The organism is Dysgonomonas sp. UBA7710, from assembly GCF_002482385.1.
Taxonomy (GTDB): Bacteria; Bacteroidota; Bacteroidia; order Bacteroidales; family Dysgonomonadaceae; genus Dysgonomonas.
The window spans coordinates 147,259-172,470 of record NZ_DLFW01000002.1; the positions used below are offsets into that span (position 1 = coordinate 147,259).

The following is a 25,212-nucleotide window of genomic DNA, read 5'->3' on the forward strand; positions in this document are numbered from 1 at the left end:
GCTAATAGCTATCGGCCCGGATTATGTATTCATACAAAGATATATGGAAAGTAAGTTTGCCTATTATGTTAGGCTTGCTTGCTCAGAATATTGTTCAGATTACAGCTACTATTTTTCTTGGAAGAGTAGGAGAGGTTGAGCAAAGTGCGTCCGGATTGGCCGGTATCTACTATATCGCCTTTTTTACGCTTTGCTTCGGATTCAGTATCGGAGGCCAGATCATGATAAGTCGCCGTAATGGAGAGAAGAATTATAACAAGATTGGGAGTATTGTCATTCAGGGTATGATTTTTCTGGAACTTATAGCTTTAATACTCTTTGTTGGGTCTTCCCTCCTGAGCGAATATGTCCTTCCCCGTTTCATGGAATCGGAAAAGGTTTATGAGGCTGTGCATTCTTACCTCTCGTGGCGTATATATGGCTTTTTCTTTGCTTCCATAAATGTTATGTTCCGGGCTTTCTATGTCGGTATAGCCCGTACGCCTGTGCTGACAATGAATGCGGTAGTAATGGCTGTGGTCAACTTTATAGGAGACTACGTTCTTATATTCGGTAAATTTGGTTTCCCCGAACTTGGAATAGAAGGGGCCGGTATTGCTGCCGTGATATCTGAAATAGCATCGGTGCTCTTCTTTGTAATATATACATTGAAGACAGTAGACCTCAAGAAATACGGGTTTATGAAAATGCGATTCAGATTCTCTATTGTAAAGAGTATCCTGAATATTTCATCTTTTACGATGGTTCAGTATTTAATTTCCATGTCTACATGGTTCATATTCTTTATGGCGATGGAGCAGCATTCTTCACGGGCATTGGCTGTCACAAATATTGTCCGTAGTTTCTATATGCTTTTCTTTATCCCGATGAATGCTTTTGCAACGACGGCGAATACGCTTGTTGGTAATACGATGGGTGCAGGCAAGATAAAAGATGTAATACCTCTTATCAAAAGAATTTGCTCGCTTAGTCTCGGAGTTATTCTTATTGTAATGTTGGTGACTGGCCTTGGTGCTGAATTCTGGATATCATTAATAGCCTCGCACGAAGATATATCATTGATACCCGAGTCGGTTACACCTTTGCTGGTTGTAGTATTTGCTTTGCCTATTTGTAGTTTGAGTACTGTGATATTTAATTCAATTTCGGGTACGGGGAATACACGTGCCGCTTTGCAACTCGAAATAATAACATTGGTGTCATATGTCCTTTATATGTATTGGATAGTGATATATAAATCGGCATCAGTAGCGGTGTGCTGGACGGTGGAATACGTATATTGGGGAGGCTTGCTGTTGTTCTCATTCTTGTATCTGAAATATGCCAAATGGCAGCATAAGATTGTGTAAGAGATATAACCTGCTTATTATAGGTTACATCTTCAGATAAAAATTCTTAACCAGTCTTATAAATTCATCAGAATATACATGCCTTTCTTTTTCAATAATCAAGTTGGTTTCGATTAACGGGAGTTCTGTTTTTGAAAATTCGATCAGGACCCGTTTAGGTAAGGATACCGGAGTAGGATATACGTTCGTGATGCGCGACGGATACAGCCCGAGCTTTTTAGATAAAGAGGATAGAGTTCCTTTATAATCAAAGGGATATATAATAGACAGCTTTCCTTTGCTTGTTAATAAGACAGAGGAAATCCCTAGTAATTCTTCCAGAGATAAGCTGTCGGTATGGCGGGCTAATGTCCGTTCTTTATGTGGTGATTTTAATGATTGAATAAAGAATGGTGGATTAGAAACGATTAGGTCATATTGTTGTCCGGACTCCCTGAAATGCTGTAAAGAAGATTCGAAAGCCTGTATTTGACCGGAGAAGGGTGAATGTTTTATATTTTCTTTTGTCTGCTCTATTGCATTGTGGTCGATATCGATAGCATCTATGCGAAGGCTGTCTTTCCTTTGAGCAAGCATTAAGGCTATCAGGCCTGTTCCTGTGCCTATGTCGAGAGCTTTCTCTGCCTCTGTAATATTTATCCATGCACCAAGCAATACCCCGTCCGTACCTACTTTCATGGCACATAAGTCGTGGTATACAGTGAATCGTTTAAACTTGAAATAGGGATTTGGCATGTTTTGTCTGCTTTTATCTTGAAATACTGCAAAGCCAAATGTTGAAATCCATTATGGCACAAATTTTGTTATATATTAAAACAAAGTTAATTATAATTCTGTATTTTTACAGCCCCTTGCAGAGGAGGGGGTAAATCCAATTTAAATAAAAGGATAATATGTCTAATAAAAAGAGAGATTTTCTTCATCTAAACGAAAGTAATGAACAGGTTATTTCAATCATAGCCAACGACTTCGATGATGGGGACTGCTATATAAACGAGAAAGACCTGAAAGAAGAATTACCTATTTTACCTCTTCGTAATACGGTGATTTTTCCGGGAACGAGCATGCCGATTGCAGTTGCCCGTAAAAAATCGTTGAAACTTATAAAGAGCGTAAACCGCCTGAAAGGAAAATATGTCGGATTAGTCTGCCAAAAGGACGCAGAAAATGATGATCCGGAAATTGCCGACTTATACTCTATGGGTGTGATCGGCGAAATTATACGTGTGATAGAGTTGCCGGACGACGAAAATGTAACTGTCATTTTTCAAGGGAAAAAACGTTTCCGGCTGACAGAACTGACGCAAACCGAACCTTTTCTTAAAGGGCATTATGAAATACGTGAAACTGTAGCTGTCCTTAAAAACGATACAGAATATAAAGCATTGTTAGACTCTATAAGGGATATGACAATACAGATGCTGCGTATGTATGGCGAACCACCGAAAGAATTTATACAACGCCTGAAGTCGGATGTGGTATCTCCGCTTTTGGTAAACTATTGTTGTGCCAACTTGCCGGTATCCGGAACGGAAAAACAAAGTTTGCTGGATATTGACGACGATAAGGAGCGTGCTTACCGCTTGCTTGTAATTCTCAATCGTGAGACTCAGATGATGGAGATGAAGCTCAATATTCAGATGAAGACACGTGAGGAACTGAATCAGCAGCAAAAAGAATATTTCTTGCAACAGCAAATCAAGACTATTCAGGATGAGCTCGGAGGAAATCCTCAACAGGTCGATCTGGACGAATTCAGACAACGCGGGCAAAAGAAGAAGTGGAACAAAGAAGCTGCTCAGACATTCGAAAAGGAAATGAGTAAATTGGAACGTCTACATCCACAGTCACCTGATTATTCTACTCAATTCACATATATAGAAACATTGCTCGATTTGCCTTGGGGCGAATATACGAAAGACAATTTCAATCTTAAAAATGCGCAGAAAGTACTTGATCAGGATCATTTCGGTCTGGAGAAGGTAAAGGAGCGTATAATCGAGCACCTGGCAGTATTGAAGCTAAAAGGAGATCTGAAATCGCCGATAATTTGTCTTTACGGACCTCCCGGAGTAGGTAAGACATCATTGGGTAAATCTATCGCAAAAGCCCTGAACCGTAATTACGTGCGTGTTTCGTTCGGTGGATTGCACGATGAATCGGAAATACGCGGTCACCGTCGTACATATATCGGAGCTATGCCGGGGCGTATTATTCAGAATATATTGAAGGCCGGTTCGTCAAACCCCGTGTTTGTCTTGGATGAAGTGGATAAGATCGGAAGCGATTTTAAAGGGGACCCTTCTTCTGCTTTGCTTGAAGTACTCGATCCGGAGCAGAATTCTGCTTTCCATGACAATTATCTGAATATAGATTATGATCTGTCGAAAGTAATGTTTATTGCTACGGCCAATAACCTGTCTACTATTTCCCAACCGTTGCTCGACCGTATGGAATTAATTGATGTAAGTGGTTATATCATTGAAGAAAAAGTAGAGATAGCCCGCCGTCACCTGATTCCCAAACAAATGGAAAATCACGGTTTGGCTAAGGATGTAATTGATATTCCGAAAAAGACAATAGAGAAAATCGTTGAGAACTATACACGTGAATCCGGAGTACGCGAACTGGATAAGAAGATAGCCAAAGTGATGCGTAAAGTTGCCCGTAAGGTAGCTTCGGAAGAAGAATACAAGAAGATTATCGAACCTGAAGATTTACACGAATACCTCGGTGCTATAGAATATACCCGGGATCAGTATCAGGGTAATGGTTATGCCGGAGTGGTTACAGGCCTCGCCTGGACATCGGTTGGAGGTGAAATACTCTTTATTGAGACATCCTTGAGTAAAGGTAAAGGTGGAAAGCTCACTCTTACCGGAAATCTGGGTGATGTGATGAAAGAATCTGCCGTATTGGCACTGGAGTATCTTCATTCCCATTCCCAGCATTTCGGTATCGACGAAAAGGTTTTTGATAACTGGAATGTTCATGTCCATGTACCGGAAGGAGCTATTCCAAAAGATGGTCCGTCGGCCGGTATCACTATGGTAACGTCTTTAGCTTCGGCCTTTACCCAACGTAGGGTGAAAGCAAATCTTGCTATGACAGGAGAAATTACTTTACGAGGCAAAGTATTGCCTGTAGGAGGTATCCGCGAAAAGATACTGGCAGCCAAACGTGCCGGAATAAAAGATATAATTCTTTGTAAAGAAAATAAGAAAGATATCGATGAAATTAAGCCGCTTTATCTGAAAGGATTAACTTTCCACTATGTGGATGATATAAAGCAGGTTCTGGATATAGCTTTGCTAAAAGAGAAAGTAAAAGAGCCGCTGGATTTGACAGTAAAAGAAGAAAAGACCGCAAACTGATAAAACAAATAAGTGTAAATCCTCCGATTTACACTTATTTGTTTTAAACAATTTTCTTACATTTGTAGCACAATGATCGATAGTACGGATATAAAGGAGAGAGGAACGTCGTTACTCAGATATGCCATGCATTATGGCGCTATTCTGGGGCTGTTCTGGATGTTTAAATATATGTTTAAGATAGGCGCCGGATTTTCAGATCATGTGTTTATTTATATATTCTATTTATTGAATGTCGGCACATTCCTGCTTATATATATTTTTACTTTTAAATATAAAGCTTCAGAACCGGATAAGCCGAAGGGTATATGGTCGTGTGTCTTTTTCGTTGTACTGATCTGTTTCTTTGCCTCCTTTTTCGAAGCTGTGATTATGTACGCTCATTATAAATTTATTGACCCCGGATTTTTTATGAAGATGACCGCACCTTTTATAGCAATGGTAGATAAAATGCCCAATCTTCAGCCGGATCAGAAAGAAATATACCTTTATATTGTTACAGGAAAACCATTATATATTATCTCCGGATTTATTGGTAATGTGATATTGGGGGTAGTTCTGGGTTTTCTTATGAGCTTTCTTGTAAATAGTACAAGTAATATGAATAATAATAGGCCTTAAGCCTCTGATTAATTATATATTATTCCGATGGACATATCTGTTGTAATACCGTTACTGAATGAAGAAGAATCTCTTCCGGAACTTTACGCGTGGATAAAGCGGGTAATGGATGAGAACGGGTATTCATATGAAGTAATCTTTGTAGATGATGGTAGTACCGATCGGTCATGGGATGTTATAAGTGCCCTGAAGAAAACTTCTCCGGAAATAAAAGCGATACGTTTCAGACGTAATTATGGCAAGTCTCCCGCACTTCATTGTGCATTTCATAAAGCGGAGGGAGATGTTGTTATCACTATGGATGCTGATATGCAGGATAGTCCGGACGAGGTTCCCTCACTATATAAAATGATAAAGGAGGATGGCTATGATTTGGTATCGGGCTGGAAAAAGAAGCGTTACGACCCGTTGTCAAAGACTCTGCCTACCAAATTATTCAATGCGACTGCCCGTAAAGTATCGGGAGTGAAGTTGCATGACTTTAATTGCGGATTGAAATCGTACCGGAAAGAAGTCGTGAAAAGTATAGAAGTATACAACGATATGCATCGTTATATTCCTTATCTGGCTAAGATAGCCGGATTTAATAAAATAGGGGAGAAAGCTGTGCATCATCAGGCCCGTAAATACGGTAAGAGTAAATTTGTAGGTCTTAGCCGCTTCGTAAACGGTTATCTGGATTTGCTTACACTTTGGTTCCTTTCCGTATTCGGACGTAAACCGATGCATTTTTTCGGACTGTGGGGAACAGTTATGTTCCTGTTGGGCTTTATAGCCGTAATTATTGTTGGCGCGAATAAGTTATACGCCATCAGTAATGGTATTCCACATCCGTTGGTTACAAATTCCCCGTATTTTTATATTGCCCTGACTATGATGTTATTGGGTACGCAATTATTCCTCGCCGGATTTTTAGGTGAAATTGTCTCCCGAAATTCGACTGTCAGGAACGATTATAAGATAACAGAAGAACTATAAATCTAAAATGCCGATGTAAGAATACCGGCATTTTTTGCAACTATAAGATCACTAATGAAACTAAAAGAACTCATCGAAAGTCGCTATTCGGTCAGGGCTTATCTTTCTCAGGCTGTAGAGGAAGATAAGATCAATTACATTCTCGAATGTGCAAGGTTGGCACCTTCTGCCTGTAATAATCAGCCATGGAAATTTTTCGTTATCCGTAATCAATCCGTGATATCCTGCATACAGGAGTCATACAACAGAGAGTGGTTTAAATCCGCTCCGGTACATATTGTAGTGTGTAAAGACTCTTCCGTGTCGTGGAAAAGGACAGGATCGGACAACAAAGATTTCGGAGATGTAGATGCTGCTATTGCAGCAGAACATATTTGCCTTGCAGCAGCGGAGATCGGTTTAGGTACATGCTGGGTATGTAATTTTAAACCTGATGTATTGACAGAGGTACTGAACTTATCCCCTAACCTCGAACCTATTGTCATATTTCCGCTTGGCTACATCGATAAGGATAAAAGTATATCCCCAGAAAAGAAACGTAAGCCCTTGTCTGATATAACCGAATGGATATGATTCAGATTGTTGCGTTGGCGGTAGGCCTTTCAATGGATAGTTTAGTTGTTGCTCTTACGAGTGGGGCTGTTATAGGAAATCATAAAACAATCAATGTTCTCAAAATAGCAGGTATGCTGGCTTTTATACAGATGAGCCTTACTGTTTTCGGATGGTTTGTGGGGTCCACATTTGCACGTTATATAGAACAGTTCGATCATTGGCTGGCATTTGGTATTTTATGTTTTCTGGGAGTCAGGGTAATAGTTGCCAGTCTGAAAGACGAGGAAAGTACCCCATTCAATCCGCTTAGTTTTAAAGTTATGTTTGGTTTGGCGATAGCCACCAGTATAGATGCCACAGCTGTGGGATTATCTTTGTCTTTGGTTAATGTACAGATACTGCTTCCCGCGTTAATTATTGGTGTAGTAACTTTTATGATGTCTTCGTTCGGGATTATATTTGGCTGTAAGGCAGGGCAAAAATGTAATCTGCGTATAAATATAGCCGGAGGGATCATTCTTATTCTTATTGGTTGTAGTATATTGTTCCAGCATACAGTTCTGTCCGAAACTCATACAGTCCTTCTTTGATTATTGTTTAAGACAATAAACTCATGTTAAATAAATTGAAACAATTGAACTAACAGGTTGTTTCATAGTTTTATTTAATATCAGTGTATTATATTTGTCAAGGTAGCAGATGAAAGAAAGTATTTGATAGTATATTATCGAATCATAACGCGTTCTTGTTTCTTTTGCTTACCAGAGTAATAAATAGGTCTGCGACCTTAACTAATAATTTATATAAAATGACATTTCTGCTTTTTCTAATATTTGCTATAATTATATTCGGAGTGATGGTCCTGCTATCAGTGGTTAGAGGAGTGTCGTCTTTTATTTTTGGAAAACCTTCCACATCACATAGCGGATATGCGTCCAATAATAGATATACTTCTAATAATAAAACTTCTTCATCCGGTCGGTCGGAACATACATCTTCGGGGTCAAATAAAAAGATATTCTCTAAAGATGAGGGGGAATATGTAAAGTATGAAGAAATAAAAGACTAACCTAAGTTTTTTCTACTCCATTAAGTATTCAAACTTTCTGTACAGGTTACTGGTTCAGACTTTTTAGGCATTCTTTTCGGGTTATAAAAATATATCTTACCTTTATCCTAGGGAATATGCATATTCTCTGAGATAAGAGTCATAGAGTATTTAGAGAATGAATAAAAGGAAATTAGTTTATATTTCACGAAACTACAAAGGGGTCTCAGCCGGGAATGATGCCCGTACAGACACTGAGGCTCTCTTAGATGATTTTGGTTATCGGAATATTGGATTAAAGCAAAGCCTTAGCCAAAGTAAGGTAACTGATTTTATACGCAATCTGGCTGGAACCATTAAAGGACTCATATTAATGCCCTTCAATGGAATTCTTTTTATTCAGTATCCTACAAAGAAATATTATATATTGTTGTGCAAAATCGCTCATCTGAAACACACTAAAGTAATTTCTCTGATACACGATTTAGGCTCCTTCCGACGAAAAAAAATATCTGTGGCACAGGAAATCGGCCGTTTAAATAACTCGGATTATATTATTGCAACAAATCAGAAAATGAAAGATTGGCTAATCGCTAATAATGTAAAAGCTGAGATCGATGCACTGGGAGTATGGCATTTTTTATCTAAAGAAGAACGTAAACCTGAGTTCAGATCAGAAGATAATTATCCATATGCAATTTGCTATGCCGGGGCTTTGAACCGGAGAAAAAATGCATTTTTATATGAATTTATCTCTTATCCAAGAAACTTTGTATTAAACATCTATGGTGATAGATTCGATATTGCCGATACTGATGATTTCCATTGCAGAGGATATATCGATAGCGATACTTTTATTCTTACAAATAATGACGATTTCGGTCTTGTTTGGGATGGTGATTCGATGAATGAATGCTCCGGAAGTTTCGGCGCTTATCTCAAATATAATACTCCACATAAGGTATCGTTCTATATCAAAAGCCATTTGCCTGTAATTATATGGAGACAGGCGGCATTAGCCCCTTTTGTAGAAGAAAATAAAATAGGGATGGCGATTGATTCCCTAACCGAGATAAATGGTATTCTTTCGTCCGTGACTCCCGGATATTATAATGAGATGAAACGGAATGTTATTGAAATGAGTAAGAAACTCCAGTCCGGCTTTTACCTGAAACAAGCAATAGATAAGTTCGATATTTGAATGTCATAAATAAAAAGGGTTGCATCATAATAGATGCAACCCTTTTCTGTAACTATTATAGAGTATTAGTTCTTTCCTTTAAGCAAGCTATTATACAGATTGTCATTGTGTATAATCTCATAGGCCTTTTTGAATGTCTCACTATACCCGTTATATATTTTGAGAGATGTTTCCGTATCATACACATCCCGCGCCAGAAGCATTTTCAGCTGCATTCTGATTAAGTCTGAAGCTTTATTGAATTCATCCTCGTTATATGTAATTTTCTCTTCTTCTCCGGCAGCTACAATCTTCTCCAACAGGCTTTGCGGAACAATATATTTCTTCAGAAAAGCTTCTTTTGTAGGATATTCATCCAGAATATCTTTACGATGATTATCTACTTCACTATACGCAACTTTATAGATAAGTCCCCTGTTTGCAATATTTCTGAAATAGGGTGTATAATTTGTCGTGTCCAGTGGAACAAAGTAGTCCGGCATAATACCTCCGCCACCATATACAGTCCTGTGATTCATCAGGGTTGTGTATTTTAGCGAGTCAGGAAAGTGGATACTGTCGGCGTGCATCATTTCCCCTTTATTATATCTTTCTATTACGTCCATATTATAGGATGTAAGATCTCCGCTTGTGTATGGCTTTTGTATAGAACGTCCTGTCGGAGTATAGTAACGGGCTACAGTCAACCTTATCATTGATTCGTCAGGGAGCGGGATTTGTCTTTGTACAAGTCCTTTGCCGAAGCTGCGGCGGCCAACAATTACACCTCTGTCCCAATCCTGAACTGCACCTGACAAAATTTCACTCGCTGAGGCCGAGCCTTCATTAATCATAATTACCACTTTTCCATCTTCGAAATTTCCTTTTTCAGTCGATACTTCATCCCTTCTCGGTTGACGCAATCCCTCTGTGTAAACAATAAGTTTACCTTTACTGAGAAACTCGTCTGACAGGTCGATTGCAGGAGCCATATATCCCCCGCCATTACCTTCAAGGTCGAGTATGAGGTTTTTCATCCCTTCCTTTTTTAATTTTGCTAAAGCATCCTGAAATTCTTTTGTTGTTGTAGCCCCGAAGCGAATGATGCGTATATACCCCGTATTATTATCTACCATATAGGAAGCATCTATGCTATATACAGGTATTTTTGCGCGGGTTATTTTGAATTCCAGCAGTTCCGGCACGCCGCGGCGCAGAACCTTTATATCCACTTTTGTTCCTTTGGGGCCTTTGAGACGCGACATGACATATTTTGTCGACCTTTTTACTCCTGCTATAAGCGTATCATTTACATAGAGAATTTTATCCCCGGCCATCAATCCGGCTTTTTCAGAAGGGCCTCCGGGTAATGCTTCGATGACGTAAAGCGTATCGGTTAACATGTTGAACGAGATTCCGATTCCGTCGAAGTTACCCTCAAGAGGTTCATTCATATCTTGTACTTCATCTGTGCTGATGTAGGTAGAGTGAGGGTCCAGCTTCTCCAGAAGTGATTTAATAGCATCTTCAGCAAGCTTTTGGTCATTTACATCATCTACATACAGATTTTCGATAATTGCCATTGTTGTCGCTACTTTTTTAGACCCTTCACTCATTTTGAACTGGGCAGAGGCAGAAGCTACAATGGTAAGAAAGCACAGAGCCGCGATAATAACTCTTTTCATATATATTTATCTTGATTATATTTATGTTTCTGCAAAATACGAATATTGTTCTGTGTAATTCAGATCTATTGCCAGGTTTTCAGATTCATGCCTTCGGGTATAAATTCGCTGACATCATGTCCGAATCTTAATAACTCGCGTACTATGGTAGAACTAATATGTGTGAGTTCTGGTTCAGTGAAAAGTATAAAAGTTTCGATTCCTGAAATCTTCCGGTTCATATCGGCAATTGTTTTTTCGTATTCGAAGTCATTTACCGAGCGTATACCTCTTACTATAAAATGGGCTTCAACTGCTTTAGCAAAATCTACGGTCAGGCTATCATAAGTTTCTACGGAAATGCGAGACTCGTTTTTATAGAGTGAGCGTATCATCTCGATGCGGTGTTCGAGAGAGAAATAGCTTTTTTTTGCATCATTCTTCCCAATGGCAATAACGATCTCATCGACTAATTCGAGAGACCGTTTTACCAATGAATGATGCCCTATCGTAAAGGGATCGAATGTTCCCGGAAAGATTGCTTTTTTCTTCATTATTCTAGTTTGCCATATCAGATATGAATTTGATACGGACCAAACGGATTTCATCTTCTGAATATTCACCTAACTCGTTGATTGCTTCTTCCAGATCGTCCGATTCGGCTTCCTGGAAATATTGAAAAATATCATCCAGATGATCTTCGTCGATTACCTCACGCAAGAAATAATCAATATTGATTTTGGTGCCTGAATATACAATTGCTTCAACTTCATTGAGCAATTCTGTAAAATCAATTCCTTTCGATTCCGCCAGATCGTCCAAGGCTACTTTTCTGTCGATGGCCTGTACGATGGCAACCTTTAGTTTAGACTTGTTGGCTACGGTTCTTACACGTAAATCTTCAGGACGTTCAATCTCGTTTTCTTCAACATGTTTCTTTATAATTTGCAGGAATTCGGCTCCGTATCTTTTAGCCTTACCCGCACCTACACCCGGAATATTCTGTAATTCCTCCATTGTGATAGGATAGATGGTTGCCATCGCTTCCAATGAAGGGTCCTGGAAAATCACATATGGCGGAACGTTATTGTTCTTAGCCATTTTTTTGCGAAGGTCCTTCATTATGGAAAATAATACCGGGTCTACGGCCGAACCACCGCCACCGCCTTTCACTACTACATCGTCTATGTTGTCATCGTCTTCCAGATCTTCTTCATCGGCAGTTGTGATTTTGAAAGATACAGGCTTTTTAAGGAAGTCTTTTCCTTTTTTTGTAATCTTTAATAGCCCGTAATTTTCGATATCCTTATCAAAATATCCTGCGATAATGGCCTGACGAATCACTGCATTCCATGTATCTTCATCGGCATCATCTCCGGAACCGAACACTTCCAGATCCTGATGCTCGTATGTTTCAATTTCGGATGTTTCTTTACCTCTGAGGATATTGATAACATAATCCGTCTTGAATTTTTCTTTTAACGCAACTACAGCTTCCAGAGCTGTTAATAATAAATCTTTAGCTTCCACCTGTTTTTTTGGATTTACACAATTGTCACAATTTCCACAATTTCTCACTTTATATTCTTCACCGAAATAATGAAGGAGCACCTTTTTTCTGCATAATGCAGTCTCTGCGTATGCCGCTGTTTCAAGGAGCAGTTGTTTTCCTATTTCTTGTTCGGCAACAGGTTTTCCCTGCATGAACTTCTCTAGTTTCTGTAAGTCTTTAAAGGAGTAGAAGGCAATGCATTTTCCTTCGCCTCCGTCTCGTCCGGCACGGCCTGTTTCCTGATAATATCCTTCAAGGCTCTTTGGCATGTCGTAATGTATTACATACCTTACATCCGGCTTGTCTATCCCCATCCCGAAGGCAATAGTCGCTACGATAACATCGACCTGTTCCATCAGGAATGCATCCTGATTTGCAGAGCGCGTATTTGCATCCAATCCTGCGTGATATGGTAATGCATTGATATTATTTGTTTGCAGTATTTCTGCAAATTCTTCTACTTTCTTGCGGCTCAGGCAATATATAATACCCGATTTATGTCCCTGCGATTTGATATATTTTATAATATCCTTGTCTACATTGTTCGTTTTGGAACGCACTTCATAGAAAAGATTTTCTCTGTTGAATGAGGCTTTGAAAACATCGGCTTCGACCATTCCCAGATTCTTCTGGATGTCGAGTTGTACTTTTGGAGTAGCTGTCGCTGTGAGCGCGATGATCGGATGTTTACCTATCTCGGTAACTATAGGACGTATCCGCCTGTATTCCGGACGGAAATCATGTCCCCATTCCGATATACAGTGTGCTTCATCTATAGCGTAAAACGAAATCTTTATTTGCCGGAGAAAATCTATGTTTTCTTCTTTTGTCAAGGATTCGGGCGCTACATACAGTAACTTGGTTTTACCTGAAAGGATATCGCCTTTCACCTGTTCTATGGCAGCTTTGTTTAGTGATGAATTGATGAAATGGGCAACTCCATCTTCCTCGCTGAAATTGCGCATAGCATCTACCTGATTCTTCATCAGCGCTATAAGCGGTGATATGATAACGGCCGTTCCCTCCATCAACAGGGCCGGCAACTGGTAGCAAAGCGACTTCCCTCCCCCTGTAGGCATCAGGACAAAAGTATCCTTCTCGTCCAGAAGATTCTGGATGATTGCCTCTTGGTTTCCTTTGAATTTATCAAAGCCAAAATGCTTTTTTAAAGCAACGGTCAGTTTATCGTTTCGGTCAGGCATATTTGTAAAAAAATAGGCTATTATGTTATACGAAGATAAAGTCCTAATTTTAAATCTCCAACTTAAAATAGGCTATTTTTTATGAAAAAAACAAACTTTATTGTGAATTTTTGAGTTTTATCATTTGCGACTTCGCGAGTTGTTCTTCGGCATAGTCTTTAGTGATGTGTAATTGCGTTTGTTTTGTAGATGGTATGGTAAACATTGCGTCCATCATTATATTTTCTACAATGGAGCGCAATCCTCTTGCTCCTAATTTGTATTCTATAGCCTTGTCTACAATAAATTCGTATACATCTTCGTCGAATGTGAGATCTACGTCATCCATCTTGAAGAGCTTGATATATTGTTTTATTATAGAGTTTTTAGGCTCGGTAAGAATTCTGCGCAAAGCACTCCGGTCCAATGCATCCAGATATGTCAGTATTGGTAGACGTCCGATAATTTCGGGAATCAGTCCGTAAGATTTTAAATCCTGAGGAGCTACATATTGCAACAGGTTTTCTCTGTCTACTTCTGCATTTTTCAGAGAAGAGGCATATCCTACTACTTTAGTATTCAGGCGTTGGGCAATTTTCCGTTCTATACCGTCAAACGCTCCTCCGCAAATAAAGAGAATGTTTTTGGTGTCGACAGCGATCATTTTTTGGTCAGGGTGCTTACGGCCTCCTTGTGGCGGTACATTTACGATTGACCCTTCCAATAATTTTAGTAGTCCTTGTTGTACTCCTTCACCACTTACATCACGGGTAATGGATGGGTTGTCGCTTTTACGTGCTATCTTATCTATCTCGTCAATGAATACGATTCCTCTCTCGGCTGATGCTACATCATAGTCCGAAGCCTGAAGTAGCCGTGTAAGGATACTTTCTATGTCTTCTCCTACATATCCGGCTTCGGTAAGTACGGTTGCGTCTACAATGGCGAAAGGTACATGCAGCATCTTTGCTATTGTACGGGCCAGAAGTGTCTTTCCGGTGCCGGTAGGGCCTACAAGGATAATATTCGATTTTTCTATTTCTATATCATCGTTCTTTTCCTGTAATATCCGTTTGTAGTGATTATAAACGGCAACAGCCAGATAGCGTTTGGCGTTATCTTGTCCGATAATATATCCATCGAGGTATTCTTTTATCTTTTTGGGGTCAGGGAGTTGTGTCTTATCAATGCCTATCGAAGATTTTTGTTTAGCTTCGATGCTTTCTTTTACGATTTGGTAGGCCTGTTCGGCGCAACTGTCGCAGATATCTGCGGACAAACCGGATATAAGCATGTTCACATCCTTATCGCTTCGTCCGCAAAAACTGCATTGGTTTATTTCTTTTTTTGCCATAAATTGAATTATAAGTAGTGGGTTCTAAGCTTTATCTGAACCCATTACTTACTATTACTTATTTCTTGTTAAAACTTCGTCTACCATACCATAATCTTTGGCTTCGGCCGAGGTCATCCAATAATCACGGTCAGAATCTTTTTCAACCCTGTCGAATGGTTGTCCTGAGTGATCGGCTATAATGGTGTATAGTTCTTTTTTTATTTTACCTATCTCACGGGCAGTGATTTCAATATCGGATGCCTGTCCTTGTGCGCCTCCTAGTGGTTGGTGAATCATTACGCGTGAATGTTTCAGTGCAAAACGTTTGCCTTTTTCTCCTGCTACAAGTAGTACGGCTGCCATAGACGCTGCAATACCTGTACAGATGGTAGAGACATTGCTGTTTATAAACTGCATGGTGTCATAGATACCGTATCCTGCATAAACAGAACCGCCGGGAGAATTGATGTAGATAGATATATCTTTACCGGAATCGGCGGAATCAAGATAAAGCAGCTGTGCCTGGATTACATTAGCGGTATAATCGTCTATCTGAGTGCCTAAAAAGATGATCCGGTCCATCATCAGACGGGAAAATACATCCATTTGTGCCACATTCAGCTGACGTTCTTCTATGATAGTGGGTGAAATATAGCTGCTTGTAATATCTACATATTTATCTAGAGCAAGTCCGTTCAGTCCTAAATGCTTGGTAGCATATTTCTTAAATTCATTGTTCATAACATTTTCCTTTCAATAAGTGAATAATTAAATACTATAAGTCTTATAAACAATTATCATGCCATTGTAACCGGCACAAAAAAGAGGCTAATATTCAGCCCCATTTCTTATAAACAAAGTTATAAATAAAAAATTGAAAAGCTAAGATATTATTCACTGTATTTCTTCTATTATTTCACGGAAAACGGGCAGAAAGAGTAATTATTCTTCTGCCCGCTATATAATTTCATTCAGGTTTAAGCTTCTTCCTGTTTGTCATCTTCTTTTTCGAAGAATTTGCGGAAGTCATCCAGTGAAATGGATTTTTCTTCTATACCTAATTTTGTTTTCAATGCATCGATTATCTTGTTCTCCATTGCGCGTTCGAGCAGGTTGCGGGCATTGTCTTTGTTTTTCAACATGTCATTCGCATAATTTTCAACCATTTCGTCCGGCAGGTTCATCATGCCATATTGAGCGAATTGTGCTCTTGCTGCCTGCATCGCAATAGTTTTCATATCTTCATTTTCAATCTTGATATCGTAATCTTTTGCGATTTGTTCCTTAATAAGGTGGAATTTCAGGTCGGCAACGATTTTCGGATAATCAGCTTCAATAGATTCTGCAGTTCTTTCTTCACCTGATGCTAGCAGCCATCTTTTCAGGAAAGCATCCGGAAATTGAAGGTCTCCGACTTTTTTCTCCAGCAGTTCTTTTGCATCCAAGAGGAATTTGTAATCACTATCCGGAGCAAACTGGTCTTCGATAGTTTCTTTTACTTTAGCCTTGAACTCAGCTGCATCTTTTACTGTATCTGCGCCGAATACTTTGTCGAACAGATCTTTATCTAATTCAGCTTCTTTGTAACGGGTGATTTCGGTGATTTCGAATTTAAATTCAGGAGCGATGGCCTCTACTGCATCTTTTTCGATGTGAAGTAATGAAGCTATTTCCGTTTCGTTTCCTTCATATGCTTTGCCCGGATTGAATGTGATTACATCTCCGGCTTTTGCACCTACAAATTTGGCTTGTTCGTCGGCATCTTTCATGTAAGATGGCATTACTACGCCGGCTTCTACATTGATGCCGCCTTCTTTTACTTTCCCATCTTCCAGTTCAGAGATAGTACCTCTGATAAGGTCGGTTGCAATTGCGCCATCTTCGATCTTATCGTACTTACCATAGTTTGCTTTGTAAGATTCGATTTGCTTGTCAACAAGCTCTTCGTTTACATCGATTTTGTAGTAAGTTACTTTATCTTTCTTGGTCAGCGACAGTTTAATTTCAGGAGCAAGGGCGATATCGAAATAGAAATCATAGTCGCCTTCTGTTGCAAAATCGATTGCCTGTTGTTTTTCTTCGTTAGGAAGCGGTTCACCAAGCACATTCAATTTGTTCTCCTGAATATAGTTATATAGGCTTTCACCTACTATTTTGTTTATTTCTTCGGCCATTATGGATTTACCATACATTTTTTTTACCATACCTACAGGCACGGTTCCCGGACGGAATCCCGGTACATTTGCTTTTTTGCGGAAAGTTTTCAGTGCGCTGTCAAGTTTTTCCTGATAGTCAGCTTTGGCAACACTGATCTGTAGAATAGCGTTTACACTATCAACATTTGTTAGAGATACATTCATCTTAACGGGTCTATTTTAAATTATTACAAGTTTATTCAAATGTATAAGAAAAAGTTAGCTTTCACAGCTCTCTTTTTTGGTGGTGCAAAAATAGTCTTATTATTGTAATATTCAAAGAGAAATAATAATTAATCTCAAAGCCCTTTTTATAAAAATAAGGCATAATGCGTTAAAAATATGTTTTGTAACATGTTTTATATAAAAAAATACTAACTTTGTTTTTAAGTTAATTATTGAACCTGACTTTATTTATATATCAAGCTTTTCTCTATGGTAGCAGATAGCAGCAATGTTGTAAGTATATCGGAATGTATCCCGGAGATTTGGGATTTGTTGAATAATAAGGAACGTGACTTAATTTCGGCAAACGCGAAGATTCTTGACTATAAGAAGAATGAGGTAATCTACAGAGAAGAAGAAGCGCCTCAGGAGTTGATGTGTCTGTGTAAAGGCAAAGTCAAGATATATAAAGATGGGGTAGGTGGACGTAGCCAGATAATCAGAATGATACGTCCAACCCAGTATTTCGGTTACCGGGCCTATTTTGCAAATCAGCCGTATGTAACAGCTGCTTCGGCTTTTGAAGCTTCCACTATCTGTTTTATATCGATGCAGATTATTGAAGAGATAGTTTCTGTAAACCCCAAATTAGGTATGTTCTTTATCCGTGAGTTGTCGACAGATCTGGGAATTGCAGATGAGAGAGTCGTTAATCTTACCCAGAAACATATCCGGGGACGTTTGGCAGAATCACTAATCTTCCTTATTGAAAACTACGGACTGGAAGAAGACGGTGCTACTATCAGTATCTATCTGTCTCGTGAGGACCTTGCCAATTTGTCGAATATGACAACCTCAAATGCCATCAGGACACTGTCTACATTTGTTGATGAGCATATAATTACGCTCGACGGTCGAAAAATCAAGATAATAGACGAAGAAAAGCTACGACGAATAAGCAAAATCGGATGATTACCAATATTGCTCATAAATATCTGGACTTCAAATATAAAGAGGTTGCCGGATTCATCAACAGACCAATCTGTACCCAGGAAAAAATACTATCCTATCTGCTTCGTAACGGAGCTCAAACATCAATAGGCCGGCAATACAACTTTTCCTCAATTAAGAATAAGGACGATTTCAGAAAGCAGGTTCCTGTTTTCCATTACGAAGATTTACGCCCGTATCTTGATAAGATACTGATAGATAAACAACAGAACGTGTTGTGGAACAAACCTGTAAAATGGTTTGCCATGTCGTCCGGTACTACCGAGGATAAGAGCAAATACATTCCGGTAACTCAGGAATCCCTGACAAAAGGTCACTACAAATGTGGAGAGCAGATGCTCGCTATATATGGGCAGGCGAATCATAAGGCCGGATTCTTTTTGGGAAAGACATTAGTTCTGGGAGGGAGTAAGCAGATAAATAACATAGGGGACGGGATCTTTACCGGGGATATATCCGCCATCTTGATTAAGAATCTGTATTTCTGGGCTAAGAGAAGCCGCACACCTGAGAGTATCTCGCTTTTACCCGATTGGGAAGTGAAATTGCAGGCATTAGCGGACTATGCAGTGAAGAATGATATCAGGGCATTTATGGGCGTACCTTCATGGCTGCTTGTCCTTTTGAGAAAGATAAAGGCTGATACAGGACGCGAACTGACTGATATCTGGCCTAATCTGGAAGTCTTTTTTCACGGGGGAGTCAGTTTTACCCCATTCGAAGAGCAATATAAGAAGATCATACAAAAGCCTGAGATGCGTTATTGGGAAACGTATAATGCTTCGGAAGGATTCTTCGGAGTACAGTTCTCAGATAAATCGAAAGATATGCTCCTGATGCTGGATAGCGGTATCTACTACGAATTTGTACCGATGAGTGAATGGGATAGTGAGAATCCCAAGACACTGACATTGGACGAAGTGGAAACCGGGCAGAATTATGCACTCCTTATCTCTACTAATGGCGGACTTTGGCGCTATATGATAGGCGATACTATCGAATTTACTTCTACCAGTCCCTATCTGTTCCGGATAACAGGCCGTACGAAGAACTTTATCAATGCTTTCGGTGAGGAGGTCATTATAGATAATGCCGAAAGGGCTTTATCCGAAGCTTGTAAAGATACCGGTGCACAGATAACAGAATATACAGCCGCTCCCGTTTATTTTGGAGACGAAAATACCGGTGCTCATGAGTGGTTTATCGAGTTTTCCGTCGGGCCTGACGATTTGGATAAGTTTGTCAAATCTTTGGATGATAACCTGAAGAGGGTAAACTCGGACTATGAAGCCAAGCGTTCCTATAATCTTTCCTTAGGTTTACCGATTGTAAGAAGTTTGCCAAAAGGAACATTTAATGAGTGGCTGAAATCGATAGGAAAACTGGGCGGGCAGAATAAAGTTCCCCGGTTATCGAATAACAGAGACTATATAGATAGACTAAGGCTGTTTATAGAACAGACAAGATAAGATGAAAAAGGATGGTTGTACAACCATCCTTTTTTATTCCTATACGTTACTACAGAAGGCTCGCCGCCTCTGCATCTAAAAACCAATACAAATAGCCCCTTTTCGGATTTACTTTCGCCGCAGGGTATTTATTCAGGTATTCTTTCTTGTTCTTTATTATGTCTCTGACTTTTTCAGCCTTGTTCTTTCCTGTAGCAAGGAATACGACATGCTGTGAGTTGTTCACCACTTTACCGCTGATAGTTACCCGCTGCATACCTGTTTCAGGATGCTCTCCGATAACACAGATATCTTTACTGTCCCATAGTTCGATCTGGTTAGGAAAAATAGATACGGTATGCCCGTCATCACCCAGTCCAAGCATAACTATCTCGAAGCTCGGCATGTCCTGCTTTTGCATTAGTTTCGATTTCAGAACTGTGCCGTACCATAACGCTTCTTCTTCCGGTTCGTTCTCTCCGTGTATACGGTAGATGTTGTTATTCGGAATGCCGGGCACCTTGTCGAACAAGTGGTCTTTTGTCATCCCGAAATTATTCATCACATTCTCCGGTGGTACGCAACGTTCATCCCCCCAGAAAAATGAGATACGGTTCCAGTCGATAGACTCTTTACAGTTTTCGGCCCAATAGTCGAAAATGACTTTAGGCGTGGTTCCCCCCGACAGGGCCAGGTTGATGTGCGGATATACATCCAGCAACTTTAGTACAAACTCGGTGAATCCTTTGCTTAAAGCCTTAGGATCTTCATAAACTTTAATCTCTTCTTTTATCATAGTTCGCAATATATACCATCGTCAGACAGATTCTTACAAGGATATCTCCATGTCAGATTTTTTTCTTCAATCAGGTCATCGGCACAATTAGGTCCCCATGAGCCGGCAGGATAACCATGTAGCGGCGCATCCGGATTCTTCTCCCAAAAATCGAGCAGGGGTTGCACAAATTTCCATGTGGCTTCCAAGGCATCGCCCCGGATATATAACGTAGAATCGCCTACCATACAGTCGAGCAGCAGACGTTCGTATGCTTCGGGCAGATAGGTGTCTTGCAGTTGTGAGTAATGGAAATCCATATTCACATTCTTTACCTGATAACCGCTTCCCGGCACTTTCATCTTCGTTTTCAGCAGAATGCCTTCATCCGGCTGAATTCTTATTACCAGTTGGTTGTCGTCATTGTTCAGGTCCGTAGTTTCCGGAAACAATCGTTGCGGAGCCGGCTTGAAATGTATAACTACTTCCGATACCCGTGTCGGTAAACGTTTTCCGGTGCGGATATAAAAAGGTACATCTCCCCAGCGCCAGTTGTCAATAAACAGCTTCATAGCCACATAGGTTTCGGTGCGTGAGTCCTTGTCCACATCTTTTTCTTCCCGGTAGCCTTTGGCGTATTTACCTTTTATGTTGGCAGCAGTATATTGTCCGCGAATGACATTTTTGAACAAATCGTCATTTGACATAGGGCGGAAAGCCTGAAATACTTTCAGCTTTTCGTTCCGTATCGAAACCGAGTCTATAGACATCGGAGGCTCCATCGCAACAAGGGCTACTAATTGCAACAGGTGATTTTGTACCATGTCGCGTAATGCACCTGAATGATCGTAATATCCTCCGCGATTTTCCACGCCAATACTTTCGGCAGCCGTGATTTCGACATGATGAATATAATTCCTGTTCCACAAGGGTTCATAGATACCATTTGCAAAACGGGTAACGAGCATATTCTGTACAGTTTCCTTGCCCAGATAATGGTCGATGCGGTATATCTGCTCTTCATCGTAATCTTCGCGTAAAGAAGCATTTAGTGAAATGGCAGATTTCAAATCTGTACCGAAAGGCTTTTCTATAATAATCCGTCTGAAATTATCATCTTCTTTGTTTAATCCCTGATCTGCCAGGAATTTAGGAATAAGAGGATAAAGTGCGGGCGGAGTAGATAAATAGAAAATATAATTTCCCGCAGTATTTTCTTCTTTGTCCAACAGGTCTAAACGGTCTTTCAACTTCGAGTATTCTTTACCGTCATCTGTATTGATAGACAGATAATGAAGTTTCTGGCAGAATGTATTTAATTCTTCTTCAGAAACGTCCTTAGCCGTAGCGAATTGCTTAATACCATCCTTCATCTTTTCACGGAAAGAATCATCCGTAAAAGGACTGCGTGCCACTCCCAATACTGCAAAGTTTTTAGGAAGTGAATTTTGTTTATGCAAATCGAATATGGCAGGAACCAGTTTCCTGTATGTAAGATCTCCTGATGCACCGAATATGACCAGTGCCTGATCTTTTATAATTTTTGGTTTCATCGTATTTTAGTTACGAGTTACGAGTTACAAGTTACGAGTTTGTAGAAGCGACTTATTGTGTGTCCGACTTGCAACTCGTAACTTGTAACTGCCCGTAGGGCGAAGTAACTAAGTTAGTCTTTTTTTATTTCGTGGCCGCCAAACTGATTTCTCATGGCTGCTAGTAGTTTCATTGCATAAGACGATTCCTGTCTCGATTCGAAACGGGTAAAGAGTGAAGCTGTAATGACGTGTGCCGGTACATCAAAATCCATCGCTGTCTGTACTGTCCAGCGGCCTTCGCCGCTATCGGCTACATAATCTTTGATGCCGTCCAGATTCTCGTTTCCTTCAAGTGCATTGCCGATCAGTTCCAGCAACCAGGAGCGAACAACCGAACCCTGCATCCATACACGGGAAACTTTTTCTAAGTCTACATTGTATGGCGAATTTTTCATTATCTCAAATCCTTCTGCGTATGCCTGCATCATGCCATATTCGATACCATTGTGTACCATTTTCACCATATGACCGGAGCCGCTTTCGCCACAGCGCATGTAGCCGTTTTCAGGAGCAAGGCTTTTAAAGACAGGTTCGGCAAAATCACAGGCTTCCTTATCACCGCCGTACATCAGGCAGTATCCGTTCTGAAGTCCCCATACGCCGCCACTTGTACCACAATCGAGGTAATGAATTCCGTGTTCTTTTACTTTCTTTCCACGTTCTACAGTCTCTCTCCAGTAACTATTACCGCCATCTACAATTATATCGTTTGGTTTAAGTAACGTAAGCAGCTCGGCAATGTTTCCGTCCACAGGCTTACCTGCAGGAACCATTAACCATACTAATTTGCGTCCATCCAATTTATTAACAAGGTCTTTCAGGCTGGAAGCCGGTATAGCTCCTTTTGCAGCTACTTCATCTATTTCTTTTTGGGTTAAGTTGTAAGCAACTACTTCGTGTCCATGATTTAACAGGCGCTCTACCATTTTACCGCCCATTTTTCCTAATCCTACAAATCCGATTTTCATATTAGTTCTATTTTTGATTTTTATAATATAAACAAGTTAAGGCCGCAGACCTATTTATTACTTCGGTAAGTAAAACAACAATAGTTAGTTATGATTATAGAATATATCATCAAATCCTATCTGTTATTTAGTCTCTTAAAAGATTTTGATAATTAATCTTTTAAATCACACGAAGTTAATACTTTTTTATGATGTTAAGTTAAAATAGAATGTTATATTATTCAGTAGATTGATAGTCAATATTGGTTATCAATAATTTATATGTGTAAAATGTTTTATAAATATTATCTATTTATTTTGTTCTTATATTTTAAATGTCAATATTTTAATGCGAGTGGAATTTACTCATAAAAAGTAATAAATTTTATTTGAAACTGCTTGTTTAAATTCTTTATATCGTTCTTTTCAGATTATTAATTGTTTTATATAGATAATTGAAAATAAGTATATTGCACTTATTTATACAAAAAATGTCCAAAACTAATTTAAGTTTTGGACATTTTTCTGATATTTCTTTTTGCTTATTTATAATCGTCTGGAGTAATCTTTACTTCTCCCAATAATTTTTCATTTGCATCATAAAAAGCGTATGCGTAGGTTATCCCAAATTCTTTTATTTTATCTAATTGAGGCTGAGCTTTAATGCCTTGAGTAAATGCAGCTTTCAGCTCATCGTTTATAGTTAATTGGCTTGCGATCTCTTCTGGTACAGATATATGCATTTTGATTGTTTTGTCTTCTTCGATAGAACACTTAGTTAGGGTCAGACCATTGCCCATATTCATTGGACATTGCTTGTTCATCTGTTCGGCTTCCAATTCCATGAATTTAGTAACTGCAGCATCTTTACATTGGATAAAGAGTGTTGAAATGAATACAATAGCAATGATGCTAAGGGTAGTTTTTGTTAAATTTTTCATAAGTTGTATTTATTTATAATAGTAAGGATGTAAAGATAATATTTATCTTTTATTTTTTGTTAAGGTTTGGTAAAAATAGAAAGAGAGTTGTTAATAGACAACTCTCTTTCCTATATTTAGCGGTATCTTATCTTATTCAGAAATTACTTCGAAAGGAATTTCTACAGAAACTTCCTTGTGAAGCTTGGCTGTTGCTTTGTAAGTACCTATTTCTTTTACGGCATCTTTGATAATGATTACCTTACGATCTACGTTGTATCCTAATTTCTCAAGAGCCTCAGCTATTTGAATATTAGTTACCGAACCGAAGATAGTACCGGTAGAGCTTGTTTTTGCTCCGATAGTAAGTGACACGCCGTCAAGTTTGGCAGCCAAAGCTTCAGCGTCTTTCTTGATTTTCTCAAGTTTGTGAGCGCGTTGCTTCATGTTTTCAGCCAAAACTTTCTTTGCAGACTCTGATGCTATCACAGCTTTACCTTGAGGTATAAGGTAATTACGTCCATAACCGTCTTTTACAGTTACGATTTCATCTTTATATCCTAAGTTAAGGATGTCTTCTTTTAATATAACTTGCATTTCTTTTTCCTCCTTTTTATTATTTCATTAAGTCTGTAACGTAAGGAAGCAAAGCTAAGTGACGAGCTCTTTTTACAGCTTGTGCAACACGACGTTGGAATTTCAGAGATGTTCCGGTAATACGGCGAGGAAGGATTTTTCCCTGTTCGTTAAGGAATTTCTTCAAAAACTCAGGGTCTTTGTAGTCAATATACTTGATGCCGTTCTTTTTGAAACGGCAGTACTTCTTTTTCTTGACGTCAACTGAAGGCGGAGTCAAATATCTGATTTCTGATTGCTGTGCCATAATTTAGTTCTCCTTTACTTCTTCTTTTTTAGGTGATTTTAGATTTCTTCTCTTTTCTGCGTACTGGTGTGCAAACTTATCCTGGCGGAAAGTCAGGAAGCGGATAACACGTTCGTCGCGGCGGAAGTTGATTTCTAGTTTAGCGATAACAGCCGGATCAGCTTCAAATTCTAACATCGCATAAAAACCGGTGGATTTCTTCTGGATCGGATAAGCCAGTTTGCGAAGTCCCCAGTTTTCTTCATTTACTATTTTCGCCCCTTCATTGGTCAAAATAGTTTTGAATTTTTCTACCGCTTCCTTCATCTGTACATCAGACAAAACGGGAGTCAAAATGAAAACGGTTTCGTAATTGTTCATAAATTAAATAATTATAAATTAAACATGTCATTTTTGCAAATGAGGTGCAAAGATAGAGCTTTTTATTTATATAAC

General features: G+C 39.3%; 24 protein-coding genes. 10 read left to right on the forward strand and 14 right to left on the reverse strand.

The window, feature by feature from the left end:
- Positions 1 to 23: 23 nt before the first annotated feature.
- Positions 24 to 1,349: an MATE family efflux transporter gene (locus tag B3317_RS00935; RefSeq protein WP_291107530.1), complete on the forward strand. Its 1,326-nt coding sequence runs from the start codon at positions 24 to 26 to the stop codon at positions 1,347 to 1,349.
- 24 nt (positions 1,350 to 1,373) lie between these two features.
- On the opposite strand, the gene B3317_RS00940 is transcribed toward B3317_RS00935, so the two are convergent.
- Positions 1,374 to 2,084: a tRNA1(Val) (adenine(37)-N6)-methyltransferase gene (locus tag B3317_RS00940; RefSeq protein WP_291107532.1), complete on the reverse strand. Its 711-nt coding sequence runs from the start codon at positions 2,082 to 2,084 to the stop codon at positions 1,374 to 1,376.
- 158 nt (positions 2,085 to 2,242) lie between these two features.
- Between B3317_RS00940 and lon the strand changes: the two genes are divergently transcribed.
- The 7 genes from lon (at position 2,243) to B3317_RS00975 (ending at position 9,126) form a co-directional block, all read left to right on the forward strand.
- Positions 2,243 to 4,723, forward strand: coding sequence for an endopeptidase La (lon, locus tag B3317_RS00945; RefSeq protein ID WP_291107534.1), 2,481 nt, complete (start codon positions 2,243 to 2,245; stop codon positions 4,721 to 4,723).
- A 72-nt stretch (positions 4,724 to 4,795) separates the two neighbouring features.
- Positions 4,796 to 5,344, forward strand: coding sequence for a DUF4199 domain-containing protein (locus tag B3317_RS00950; protein ID WP_291107536.1), 549 nt, complete (start codon positions 4,796 to 4,798; stop codon positions 5,342 to 5,344).
- Between the two features lie 27 nt (positions 5,345 to 5,371).
- Positions 5,372 to 6,322, forward strand: coding sequence for a glycosyltransferase family 2 protein (locus B3317_RS00955; RefSeq protein WP_291107538.1), 951 nt, complete (start codon positions 5,372 to 5,374; stop codon positions 6,320 to 6,322).
- 54 nt (positions 6,323 to 6,376) lie between these two features.
- Positions 6,377 to 6,895, forward strand: a complete 519-nt coding sequence (locus B3317_RS00960) for a nitroreductase family protein (protein ID WP_291107541.1) — start codon at positions 6,377 to 6,379, stop codon at positions 6,893 to 6,895.
- Positions 6,892 to 7,467, forward strand: a complete 576-nt coding sequence (locus B3317_RS00965) for a manganese efflux pump MntP family protein (RefSeq protein ID WP_291107543.1) — start codon at positions 6,892 to 6,894, stop codon at positions 7,465 to 7,467. Before B3317_RS00960 ends, B3317_RS00965 begins: the two co-directional genes overlap by 4 nt.
- Before the next feature lie 218 nt (positions 7,468 to 7,685).
- On the forward strand, positions 7,686 to 7,946 hold the full coding sequence (locus B3317_RS00970) for a DUF4834 family protein (RefSeq protein ID WP_291107545.1): 261 nt from the start codon (positions 7,686 to 7,688) through the stop codon (positions 7,944 to 7,946).
- A gap of 157 nt (positions 7,947 to 8,103) precedes the next feature.
- Positions 8,104 to 9,126: a galactofuranosyltransferase gene (locus tag B3317_RS00975; protein ID WP_291107547.1), complete on the forward strand. Its 1,023-nt coding sequence runs from the start codon at positions 8,104 to 8,106 to the stop codon at positions 9,124 to 9,126.
- Positions 9,127 to 9,191: 65 nt separating this feature from the next.
- Here the strand turns inward: B3317_RS00975 and B3317_RS00980 are convergent, their stop codons facing one another.
- From B3317_RS00980 to tig, 6 genes are all read right to left on the reverse strand, one after another.
- The gene (locus B3317_RS00980) at positions 9,192 to 10,790 is read right to left on the reverse strand and encodes a S41 family peptidase (protein ID WP_291107549.1); all 1,599 of its coding nucleotides are present in this window, start codon (positions 10,788 to 10,790) and stop codon (positions 9,192 to 9,194) included.
- Positions 10,791 to 10,855: 65 nt separating this feature from the next.
- Complete coding sequence (gene coaD, locus B3317_RS00985) at positions 10,856 to 11,323, reverse strand: pantetheine-phosphate adenylyltransferase (RefSeq protein WP_291107551.1); 468 nt, start codon at positions 11,321 to 11,323, stop codon at positions 10,856 to 10,858.
- 4 nt (positions 11,324 to 11,327) lie between these two features.
- Positions 11,328 to 13,523, reverse strand: a complete 2,196-nt coding sequence (gene recQ / locus B3317_RS00990) for a DNA helicase RecQ (RefSeq protein ID WP_291107553.1) — start codon at positions 13,521 to 13,523, stop codon at positions 11,328 to 11,330.
- 97 nt (positions 13,524 to 13,620) lie between these two features.
- A complete protein-coding gene (gene clpX, locus B3317_RS00995) occupies positions 13,621 to 14,856 on the reverse strand; it encodes an ATP-dependent Clp protease ATP-binding subunit ClpX (RefSeq protein ID WP_291107555.1) in 1,236 nt (411 codons plus the stop codon).
- Between the two features lie 54 nt (positions 14,857 to 14,910).
- Entirely contained in the window at positions 14,911 to 15,579 is a 669-nt protein-coding gene (gene clpP, locus B3317_RS01000; protein ID WP_291107557.1) for an ATP-dependent Clp endopeptidase proteolytic subunit ClpP, read from the reverse strand.
- Between the two features lie 236 nt (positions 15,580 to 15,815).
- Positions 15,816 to 17,198, reverse strand: a complete 1,383-nt coding sequence (gene tig, locus B3317_RS01005; protein ID WP_291107559.1) for a trigger factor — start codon at positions 17,196 to 17,198, stop codon at positions 15,816 to 15,818.
- Positions 17,199 to 17,468: 270 nt separating this feature from the next.
- On the opposite strand from tig, the gene B3317_RS01010 reads away from it, so the two are divergent.
- A complete protein-coding gene (locus B3317_RS01010; RefSeq protein ID WP_291107561.1) occupies positions 17,469 to 18,170 on the forward strand; it encodes a Crp/Fnr family transcriptional regulator in 702 nt (233 codons plus the stop codon).
- Complete coding sequence (locus B3317_RS01015; protein WP_291107563.1) at positions 18,167 to 19,678, forward strand: GH3 auxin-responsive promoter family protein; 1,512 nt, start codon at positions 18,167 to 18,169, stop codon at positions 19,676 to 19,678. Before B3317_RS01010 ends, B3317_RS01015 begins: the two co-directional genes overlap by 4 nt.
- 49 nt (positions 19,679 to 19,727) lie before the next feature.
- Here the strand turns inward: B3317_RS01015 and pgl are convergent, their stop codons facing one another.
- The 7 genes from pgl to rpsF form a co-directional block, all read right to left on the reverse strand.
- Positions 19,728 to 20,453 (reverse strand): 6-phosphogluconolactonase, encoded by a 726-nt coding sequence (gene pgl, locus B3317_RS01020; RefSeq protein ID WP_291107565.1) that lies wholly within the window; start codon positions 20,451 to 20,453, stop codon positions 19,728 to 19,730.
- Positions 20,450 to 21,985, reverse strand: coding sequence for a glucose-6-phosphate dehydrogenase (gene zwf, locus B3317_RS01025; RefSeq protein ID WP_291107568.1), 1,536 nt, complete (start codon positions 21,983 to 21,985; stop codon positions 20,450 to 20,452). Before zwf ends, pgl begins: the two co-directional genes overlap by 4 nt.
- Positions 21,986 to 22,098: 113 nt before the next feature.
- Positions 22,099 to 23,022, reverse strand: a complete 924-nt coding sequence (gnd, locus tag B3317_RS01030; RefSeq protein ID WP_349680488.1) for a phosphogluconate dehydrogenase (NAD(+)-dependent, decarboxylating) — start codon at positions 23,020 to 23,022, stop codon at positions 22,099 to 22,101.
- 494 nt (positions 23,023 to 23,516) lie between these two features.
- A complete protein-coding gene (locus tag B3317_RS01035; RefSeq protein WP_291107571.1) occupies positions 23,517 to 23,915 on the reverse strand; it encodes a hypothetical protein in 399 nt (132 codons plus the stop codon).
- Positions 23,916 to 24,047: 132 nt separating this feature from the next.
- Complete coding sequence (rplI, locus tag B3317_RS01040; RefSeq protein WP_291107574.1) at positions 24,048 to 24,491, reverse strand: 50S ribosomal protein L9; 444 nt, start codon at positions 24,489 to 24,491, stop codon at positions 24,048 to 24,050.
- Between the two features lie 19 nt (positions 24,492 to 24,510).
- Positions 24,511 to 24,780, reverse strand: a complete 270-nt coding sequence (rpsR, locus tag B3317_RS01045) for a 30S ribosomal protein S18 (protein WP_183305946.1) — start codon at positions 24,778 to 24,780, stop codon at positions 24,511 to 24,513.
- Complete coding sequence (gene rpsF, locus B3317_RS01050) at positions 24,781 to 25,137, reverse strand: 30S ribosomal protein S6 (RefSeq protein WP_006798739.1); 357 nt, start codon at positions 25,135 to 25,137, stop codon at positions 24,781 to 24,783. It lies immediately after the preceding gene.
- Positions 25,138 to 25,212: the final 75 nt, after the last annotated feature.

Coding starts and splice junctions, on each gene's coding strand:
- B3317_RS00950 (WP_291107536.1), top strand. CDS start 4,796: ATGATCGATAGTACGGATATAAAGGAGAGAGGAACGTCGTTACTCAGA.
- B3317_RS00970 (WP_291107545.1), top strand. CDS start 7,686: ATGACATTTCTGCTTTTTCTAATATTTGCTATAATTATATTCGGAGTG.
- B3317_RS01015 (WP_291107563.1), top strand. CDS start 18,167: ATGATTACCAATATTGCTCATAAATATCTGGACTTCAAATATAAAGAG.
- clpX (WP_291107555.1), bottom strand. CDS start 14,856: ATGGCAAAAAAAGAAATAAACCAATGCAGTTTTTGCGGACGAAGCGAT.
- B3317_RS00980 (WP_291107549.1), bottom strand. CDS start 10,790: ATGAAAAGAGTTATTATCGCGGCTCTGTGCTTTCTTACCATTGTAGCT.
- pgl (WP_291107565.1), bottom strand. CDS start 20,453: ATGATAAAAGAAGAGATTAAAGTTTATGAAGATCCTAAGGCTTTAAGC.
- B3317_RS00940 (WP_291107532.1), bottom strand. CDS start 2,084: ATGCCAAATCCCTATTTCAAGTTTAAACGATTCACTGTATACCACGAC.
- B3317_RS00965 (WP_291107543.1), top strand. CDS start 6,892: ATGATTCAGATTGTTGCGTTGGCGGTAGGCCTTTCAATGGATAGTTTA.
- recQ (WP_291107553.1), bottom strand. CDS start 13,523: ATGCCTGACCGAAACGATAAACTGACCGTTGCTTTAAAAAAGCATTTT.
- zwf (WP_291107568.1), bottom strand. CDS start 21,985: ATGAAACCAAAAATTATAAAAGATCAGGCACTGGTCATATTCGGTGCA.
- coaD (WP_291107551.1), bottom strand. CDS start 11,323: ATGAAGAAAAAAGCAATCTTTCCGGGAACATTCGATCCCTTTACGATA.
- B3317_RS01035 (WP_291107571.1), bottom strand. CDS start 23,915: ATGAAAAATTTAACAAAAACTACCCTTAGCATCATTGCTATTGTATTC.
- B3317_RS00955 (WP_291107538.1), top strand. CDS start 5,372: ATGGACATATCTGTTGTAATACCGTTACTGAATGAAGAAGAATCTCTT.
- B3317_RS00935 (WP_291107530.1), top strand. CDS start 24: ATGTATTCATACAAAGATATATGGAAAGTAAGTTTGCCTATTATGTTA.
- B3317_RS01010 (WP_291107561.1), top strand. CDS start 17,469: ATGGTAGCAGATAGCAGCAATGTTGTAAGTATATCGGAATGTATCCCG.
- rplI (WP_291107574.1), bottom strand. CDS start 24,491: ATGCAAGTTATATTAAAAGAAGACATCCTTAACTTAGGATATAAAGAT.
- tig (WP_291107559.1), bottom strand. CDS start 17,198: ATGAATGTATCTCTAACAAATGTTGATAGTGTAAACGCTATTCTACAG.
- lon (WP_291107534.1), top strand. CDS start 2,243: ATGTCTAATAAAAAGAGAGATTTTCTTCATCTAAACGAAAGTAATGAA.
- B3317_RS00975 (WP_291107547.1), top strand. CDS start 8,104: ATGAATAAAAGGAAATTAGTTTATATTTCACGAAACTACAAAGGGGTC.
- B3317_RS00960 (WP_291107541.1), top strand. CDS start 6,377: ATGAAACTAAAAGAACTCATCGAAAGTCGCTATTCGGTCAGGGCTTAT.
- clpP (WP_291107557.1), bottom strand. CDS start 15,579: ATGAACAATGAATTTAAGAAATATGCTACCAAGCATTTAGGACTGAAC.
- rpsF (WP_006798739.1), bottom strand. CDS start 25,137: ATGAACAATTACGAAACCGTTTTCATTTTGACTCCCGTTTTGTCTGAT.